Genomic DNA, 6,737 nt, shown 5'->3' with positions numbered 1-6,737 from the left:
CCCTTGGCCGCGGTCGTGGTGGGCGTGGCCGGCGCCACGACGAGCACCAGCGCGATCGTCCTGGCCGGGGGCGCCGCCCTGGTCGGCGGCGCCCTGTCCATGGCCCAGGGCGAGTACGTGTCCGTGTCCAGCCAGGCGGACTCCCACCGGGCCCTCATCGAGAAGGAGAAGCAGGAGCTGCTCGACATGCCCGAGGCCGAGCTCCGCGAGCTCGCCGAGATCTACCGGGCCAAGGGCCTGTCCGTCGGCACGGCCCAACAGGTGGCGCAGGAGCTCACCGAGCACGACGCCCTGGCCGCGCACCTGGACGCGGAGCTCAACATCGACCAGGAGGACATCGTCAGCCCGTGGGGCGCGGCGGTCGCCTCGGCGCTGTCCTTCCTCGTCGGGGCGATGCTGCCCATGCTGGCGATCCTCCTGCCGCCGGAGGCCTGGCGGATCCCGGTCACCTTCGCCGCCGTGCTCGCCGCCCTGGCCGTCACCGGCTGGCTGGGCGCCCAGCTCGGCGGCACCCCGCAGCGCGGCCGCGCGGTGGTGCGCGTGGTGGTCGGCGGGGCGCTGGCCCTGGTGGCCACCTTCGCGCTCGGCTCGCTGTTCGGCGTCGCCGGCGTCGCCTGACCCACGCGTCCCGGGCTCGCGTCCCGCCCACGACGTCCTGGGACTGCTTGGCGACCTCCGCGCGGACCTCCTCCATGTCGAGGCCCTTGACGGCGTCGATCACCTGGTCGAGAGCGGAAGAGGGCAGCGCGCCGGGCTGGGAGAACACGAGGATGCCCTCGCGGAAGGCCATGAGCGTGGGGATCGAGGAGATCTGCGCCGAGGCGGCGAGCATCTGCTGGTCCTCGGTGTCGACCTTCCCGAAGACGATGTCCTCGTGCTTCTCGGAGGCGGCCTCGTAGGTGGGCGCGAACTGCTTGCACGGTCCGCACCACTCGGCCCACCAGTCGAGCAGGACGATGTCGTTCTCGGCGATGGTCTGGCCCAGGGTGTCCTGGGTGATGTCAACGGTAGCCATGGGATCCAGCGTAGGGGCCGGGCCACCCGGGCGGCACCGGATTTCACTCGTGGCTCAAGACGGGCCCGCGCTGCTCCTACACTGGGGGCCACGAGCGGGACGGGCGGAGGCGCACCATGGCATTCGAGATCGGCATCTTCTCCCTCGGCGAGGTCGTCCAGGATCCCGTCACCGGCGCCCGGCCCGACACCATCATCATGGCCGGCTCACGCCGGGAGCAGGCCGAGGCCGCCGAGCGCGCCGGCCTGACGGTCATGGGCGTCGGGGAGAACCACGGAACGGACGTGGTGGCCGCCTCACCGGTGGTGCTGCTGTCCGCGATCGCCGGCCGCACCAGCCTGCTGCGCCTCACCACCGCCGTGTCCGTGCTCACCGCCGGCAACCCCGTGCAGCTCTACGAGCAGATCGCGATGCTGGACAACATCTCGGGCGGGCGCGCCGAGATGGTCGTGGGCCGCGGCGCGTCCGCACGCGTGCTGCGCGCCCTGGGGCTGGAGGACGCGGACCACGACGCCCTGTTCGAGCAGAAGCTGCTCCAGCTGCTGGAGCTGCTGGAGACGAACCCCTCGACCTTCGACGGCCGGCTCGCCGGCCGGGAGGCCGAGCTCGACCTCCAGCCGCGCCCGCTGCAGGCGCGGCTCCCGGTGTGGGTGGGCTCCTCCGGGACCCTGCACTCGGTGATCCGCGCGGGGGTGCTGGGCCTTCCCCTGGCCCTGCTGCGCACGCACGGGCTCCTCGCCGAGGCGCTCCCGGCCGTGGCGGCCTACCGCCAGGCCCTCGAGCAGTCCGGCCGGGACCCGGACACCCCGGTGGGCCTCAACGTCCCCGGGTTCGTCGCCCGCACCGCCGAGCAGGCGCGTGAGCTCAGCTATCCCTACTTCGCGGCGGGGGCCCGCAGCCACGGCCCCGTCCTCGCGCGCGATCCTCGGTGGACCCGCGAGGAGTACGACCGGCAGTGCGCCCCGGACGGCTCCCTCGTGGTGGGGGACGTGGACGAGGTCGTCGCGAAGATCGTGGCCCAGCAGCAGGCGCTGGGCCACGAGCGGCTGCTGCTGCGGATGGACGCGGGCGGCGTTCCCCACCACCTGGCGCTCGAGGCGATCACGCTGCTCGGCACCGAGGTGGTGCCCCGGGTGCGAGCCGCGCTGTGCTGAGCGCCCCGGCTGTCCTCAGGCCTGCCCCGACGGCACCGGCGAGGCCGTGAGCACGACGTTCTTGCCCCACAGGTCCTCGGTGTAGCAGCTGACGACGACCAGCCGGTCCGGCACGATCCGCCAGATGTCGCTGTCCTTGAGGGTGTTCTTGTCGTGGGTCACCACGGAGTCCACCCTATACTCGAGGGTCCCGTTCTCCGTCTCCAGCTCGATCTCGCTCCCCACGAGGCCGGGGTCGCTCAGCCGGTTGAACGGGGCGTCACGGCCCTCCCAGCTGTGCCCCGTGATGTACGTGGTGTTCTCCGAGCCCTCCCCCGGCATGCCGTACGGGGTGAGCCAGTAGCCGTCCAGGGTGTCCGGGGGGACCAGCATCTCGGTGGCCAGCTCCTGCTCGCTGGGGGCCAGGGGCAGCACCGCCACGTCGAGCCGGGCGTCGTCGACCCGCAGCCGGACGGGCGCAGCGGCCTCCGGGCGGGAGTCGCCCGGCTCCTGCGCGGCCACGGCGGTCGGACCCGGGGTGGGCGCCGCGGTGGCGGACGCGGCGGGAGCCGGTGGGACGGGCTCCGGCGGGGCCGCGCCGAGCGGGTCCGTCAGCAGCACCGTGGACAGGACCGCCACGGCGCCGAGGCCCCCGGCCGCGGCCGCCCAGCGCGCCCCGGACCGGCGGCGCGGTGCCTGTTGCTGCGTGGGGTCCATGCGGGAGGCCTCCGTGCTCGGGTCGGCAGACGACTGCGCCCTGGTGCCGCGCGAGCGCGGCACCAGGGCGTCTTAGCCTAGCGGGATCAGGCGCGGGCGCGGCGCATCCGGAAGGCCACGGCCCCGGCGACGGCCGCGACGGAGGCCAGCAGCGCGGCGAGCACGCCGGCACCGGGTCCGGTCTCCTCGGCCGTCTGCATGTTGATGCCCTGGTTCACGCCGGAGGCAGAGTCGCCCTCGGCGCCGGTCCAGTCGGCGGTGCCGGTGAGCAGGCCTCCGCGTTCCCGGGGCATCGGCCCAGCCCTGCTGCGACCCGAGCACGGCGTTCCAGTCGTCGCGCGCCGGGCCCGTGGTGTCGGCGTGCACGATGGCGTGCTCCAGGTCGGTCTGCACCGTCTCGTGCCGGGCGGCGGTCCCCGCGTCGGCCACGACGGAGTTGAAGTGCCCGCTCATGTCGTGGAGGTGGTCGGCGGCCGTGACCAGGTTGCTCACGGTGACGCCCTCGGCAACGACCGGACCATCAGCGCCCCGGCACGAAAAAGCACCCCGGACCTGTGGTCCGGGGTGCTTTCGATGTCCTGCGACATCTCGGTGTGGCAGATGAGGGATTCGAACCCCCGTAGGCAATGCCAGCTGATTTACAGTCAGCCCCCTTTGGCCGCTCGGGTAATCTGCCGGGGTGCGACCCCCGCGTGCGGGAGCACTTCAACAGTACAGAAGATCGGGCGGGATGCGAAATTGCCCGGACCACGCCCGGCGGGCTCAGGACACGATGCGGTGGTGGACCTGCAGAAGGAAGCGCTCGGCCTGCTGGGTGGTGATCTCCCCGTGGGTGACGGCCTCCGCGAGGTCCTCGGCGATCCCGGCCAGCCGCTCCGCGGCCTCGGGTCCGATCGCCGCCGGGGCCGTGGCGACCGCGCTCCCCGCAGCGGCGGTCGCGTCGGCCGCGGCGGGGCCGATCCCGATGCCCATCAGCAGGGCGGCCGCCAGCGCGGTGGCCGCGACGGCGGTCCCGCGCAGGCTCCGAGCCGCACCGGGCACCACGTCGTCGGGGTCCTGGGAGGTGCTCATGCCGCCATCCTCGAAGGCCGACCTGGACGGATCCTTGGGTTCGGATCACGAAACGGTGACGGGGACCGCCCGTTAGACTGGCGCCCAGTCCGGCGGGACGCACGTCGCCCGCCCCACAGCTCACAGCCCACAGTCCGGGAGGCATAATGGCCAGCGATTCCTCGTTCGACGTCGTCAGCAAGGTGGACAAGCAGGAGGTGTCCAACGCCCTGAACCAGGCGCAGAAGGAGATCGCCCAGCGCTACGACTTCAAGGGCGTGGGGGCGGAGATCGACTTCTCCGGCGAGAAGATCCTCATGAAGGCCAACTCGGAGGAGCGGGTCACCGCGGTGCTCGACGTCTTCCAGTCGAAGCTCGTCAAGCGCGGCATCTCCCTGAAGTCCCTCGACGCCGGAGATCCCTTCGCCTCCGGCAAGGAGTACCGGATCGAGGCCTCCGTCAAGGAGGGCATCGCCCAGGACCAGGCGAAGAAGATCACCAAGCTCATCCGCGACGAGGGCCCCAAGGGTGTGAAGGCCACCATCCAGGGCGACGAACTGCGGGTGTCCTCCAAGTCCCGCGACGACCTGCAGGACGTGATCGCCCTGCTCAAGGGCTCGGACCTCGAGGTCGACCTGCAGTTCATCAACTACCGCTGAGCCCGGGCGCCAGCCCCGGAGGGGCGCCGCGGCGTCGGACGGTCACCGCGGCACGTCTGGTCGGCGGCTCCGCCCGGAGCTACGGTCGGTGCATGATCACTGCGCACCGGCTCGACGAGATCCGCAGCTTCCACACCGCGCTGTCGACCAGGTACCGGACGGATCCCGCAGCGATCAACGCCCTGGAGCGGCACGCGGTGCTCAGCATGATGGCCGAGCTGCTCGAGCACGCCGAGGAGACGCTCGAGCGTTGACGACGACGCCCCGCCTGCCGTGCGGCAGACGGGGCGTCGTCATACCCGATGGAGGTCTCCGGCACCGGTCCTCAGGTAACGACACGACCGCGCCGGCCGCTGAAGGACAGCAGGTGACGGCGCGCCCGCTCAGCGGCGGCCCAGCCCGGCCATGCCCTCGAGCCGGGCCACGCGGTCGGCGGTCGGCGGGTGGGTGCGGAACAGGCTGGACGCCCCGCCGCCCCGGAAGGGGTTGGCGATCATCAGGTGCGAGGTGTTGACGAGCTTCTGGTCCGCCGGGTTCAGCGGACGCGCGCTGGTGCCCGCCTCGATCTTGCGCAGGGCCGAGGCGAGGGCCAGCGGGTCGCCCGTGAGCTGGGCGCCGTCCTGGTCCGCGTCGTACTCGCGGGTCCGGGAGACGGCGAGCTGGATGATCGTGGCGGCCAGGGGGGCGAGGAAGGCCAGCAGCAGCCCGACCAGCGGATTGCCGCGGTCGCCATCCCGGCCGCCGCCGAAGATGGCCGTGAACTGCAGGAACTGGGCCGCGGAGGTGATGATGCCGGCGACGGCCGCAGCGATCGAGGACGTGAGGATGTCGCGGTTGTACACGTGCATCAGCTCGTGGCCCAGGACGCCGCGCAGCTCCCGCTCGTCGAGCAGCTGCAGGATGCCCTCGGTCACGCACACGGCCGCGTGCTCGGGGTCGCGCCCCGTCGCGAAGGCGTTGGGGCTCATCGTCGGGGCGATGTAGAGCCGCGGCATCGGCTGGTTCGCCCGCCGGGACAGCTCTCGCACGATCCGGTGGTACCCGGGGGCCTGCTGCTCCGTGACGGGGATGGCGCGCATGGACCGGAGCGCCAGCTTGTCGCTGTTCCAGTAGCTGTAGGCGGTGGAGGCCAGCCCGAGGAGGGCGAAGACCCAGATGAAGACGCTGCTGCCCGTGCCGCTGGCCACCACCCACCCGATCGCGAGCAGCACACCCCACAGGCCGCCGAGCAGCAGGACGGTCTTCAGTCCGTTGTGGTGCTGGTGCATCGTGGGCGCGGCTCCTTCTGCCGGGGGCGTGGACTACTGCTCAGGACAACGGTGCCGGGGGCCGCCCTCTTCCCGCCCTGCCGTGCGCACGGCGAGTTCCCAGCCGACTCCGAGCATCGGATGTCCGAGCCCTCTTCTTGGAGCACCCCCGGGTGCTCCGCCGGCCCGACGGCGCGGCGGAACCCCGGCTCAGGCGCTGGGGGTGGATCCGCCGGCGGGAGCACTCCCGCCGGGTGCAAGGTCGGCGCCCTGTGCGGTGGTCGGGACATCCGGGACCGACGGTCCCGGCTCGGGCGCCGGCGTCACGCCGGGGTGTCAGCGGGAGGGATTTCCGGCTGCTCCGCCGGGCGGTCGCCGGGCCGGTCCTGGACCGGTGGTCCGGCCGGGTCGCGGGGAGCCGGGGCGGGACCGTCCTGGGGCGCAGGTGTCCTGCCGCTCCCTCCGTCCGTCGCGGCGCCGCCGGAGCCACTCCGCCCGTCCGGGGTGCTGCCGCCGTCGCGGGCACGCTCCCCCGCCGGCGCGTCCGCTCCGGTGCGCTCCGCCGCGGCGCCGTTTTCTCCGTTCGTCCTCGAGGAGGCCGCGGTCCGGGCGCCGTCGTGGCCCGGTGCCCCCGCCCCGGCGTCCGCGGCGTCGCCGTCCGCCGTGCCGATCGGCCCGCGGGCCGCGGTCCGGGCGGTAGCGGCGGCCTCCGTCAACGGGCCCGGAGAGGGATCGACGACGGGCAGGGACGGCACGCCCATGCCCGAGCCGGGACCGCCGGCGCGCGCCCGGTCGTCCCCGCCCTCGGCGGTGGACGTCGGCGAGGAGCCGCTCGGGGTGCCCAGGCCGGCGCCCCCGCCGTCGGCGGCCCGGGTCGTCCCGTCCCCGGGCCCGCCCGGGCCCGTCACCGCCAGCC

8 protein-coding genes, 1 tRNA gene and 2 pseudogenes are annotated in these 6,737 nt (G+C 73.5%); 4 read left to right on the top strand and 7 right to left on the bottom strand.

Going from position 1 to position 6,737, the window contains the following annotated elements; genetic code table 11:
- A partial coding sequence (locus tag ABL57_RS16805) for a VIT1/CCC1 transporter family protein (RefSeq protein ID WP_047804629.1) occupies positions 1-618 on the top strand: 618 nt, incomplete at its 5' end.
- 34 nt (positions 619-652) lie between these two features.
- On the opposite strand, the pseudogene ABL57_RS21440 reads toward ABL57_RS16805, so the two are convergent.
- Positions 653-1,015 (bottom strand): annotated as a pseudogene (locus tag ABL57_RS21440) (thioredoxin family protein); the annotation flags it as partial.
- A gap of 116 nt (positions 1,016-1,131) precedes the next feature.
- Between ABL57_RS21440 and ABL57_RS16795 the strand changes: the two are divergent.
- Complete coding sequence (locus ABL57_RS16795; protein WP_047804627.1) at positions 1,132-2,169, top strand: LLM class flavin-dependent oxidoreductase; 1,038 nt, start codon at positions 1,132-1,134, stop codon at positions 2,167-2,169.
- 15 nt (positions 2,170-2,184) lie between these two features.
- Here ABL57_RS16795 and ABL57_RS16790 read toward each other — a convergent pair whose 3' ends face one another.
- The 4 genes from ABL57_RS16790 to ABL57_RS16775 form a co-directional block, all read right to left on the bottom strand.
- The gene (locus tag ABL57_RS16790) at positions 2,185-2,865 is read right to left on the bottom strand and encodes a class F sortase (protein ID WP_047804626.1); all 681 of its coding nucleotides are present in this window, start codon (positions 2,863-2,865) and stop codon (positions 2,185-2,187) included.
- Positions 2,866-2,951: 86 nt separating this feature from the next.
- Complete coding sequence (locus ABL57_RS16785; RefSeq protein WP_047804625.1) at positions 2,952-3,158, bottom strand: hypothetical protein; 207 nt, start codon at positions 3,156-3,158, stop codon at positions 2,952-2,954.
- Between the two features lie 301 nt (positions 3,159-3,459).
- Positions 3,460-3,541: transfer RNA gene (locus ABL57_RS16780), tRNA-Tyr, on the bottom strand.
- A gap of 86 nt (positions 3,542-3,627) precedes the next feature.
- The gene (locus ABL57_RS16775) at positions 3,628-3,936 is read right to left on the bottom strand and encodes a hypothetical protein (protein WP_047804624.1); all 309 of its coding nucleotides are present in this window, start codon (positions 3,934-3,936) and stop codon (positions 3,628-3,630) included.
- Between the two features lie 146 nt (positions 3,937-4,082).
- Here ABL57_RS16775 and ABL57_RS16770 point away from each other — a divergent pair, with 146 nt between their 5' ends.
- Together ABL57_RS16770 and ABL57_RS22445 are read left to right on the top strand one after the other, a co-directional pair.
- On the top strand, positions 4,083-4,574 hold the full coding sequence (locus tag ABL57_RS16770; protein ID WP_047804623.1) for a YajQ family cyclic di-GMP-binding protein: 492 nt from the start codon (positions 4,083-4,085) through the stop codon (positions 4,572-4,574).
- A gap of 92 nt (positions 4,575-4,666) precedes the next feature.
- Positions 4,667-4,828 carry a hypothetical protein gene (locus ABL57_RS22445; RefSeq protein ID WP_160310809.1) on the top strand — a complete coding sequence of 54 codons (162 nt, stop codon included), beginning with the start codon at positions 4,667-4,669 and terminating at the stop codon, positions 4,826-4,828.
- A 129-nt stretch (positions 4,829-4,957) separates the two neighbouring features.
- On the opposite strand, the gene htpX is transcribed toward ABL57_RS22445, so the two are convergent.
- Together htpX and ABL57_RS22440 are read right to left on the bottom strand one after the other, a co-directional pair.
- Positions 4,958-5,842 carry a zinc metalloprotease HtpX gene (htpX, locus tag ABL57_RS16765; protein WP_047804622.1) on the bottom strand — a complete coding sequence of 295 codons (885 nt, stop codon included), beginning with the start codon at positions 5,840-5,842 and terminating at the stop codon, positions 4,958-4,960.
- Between the two features lie 302 nt (positions 5,843-6,144).
- Positions 6,145-6,737, bottom strand: a pseudogene (locus ABL57_RS22440) (hypothetical protein); the annotation flags it as partial.

It is taken from the genome of Kocuria sp. SM24M-10, assembly GCF_001027955.1.
Taxonomy (GTDB): Bacteria; Actinomycetota; Actinomycetes; order Actinomycetales; family Micrococcaceae; genus Kocuria; species Kocuria oceani.
This window is presented reverse-complemented; position numbering and strand designations above follow the sequence as displayed.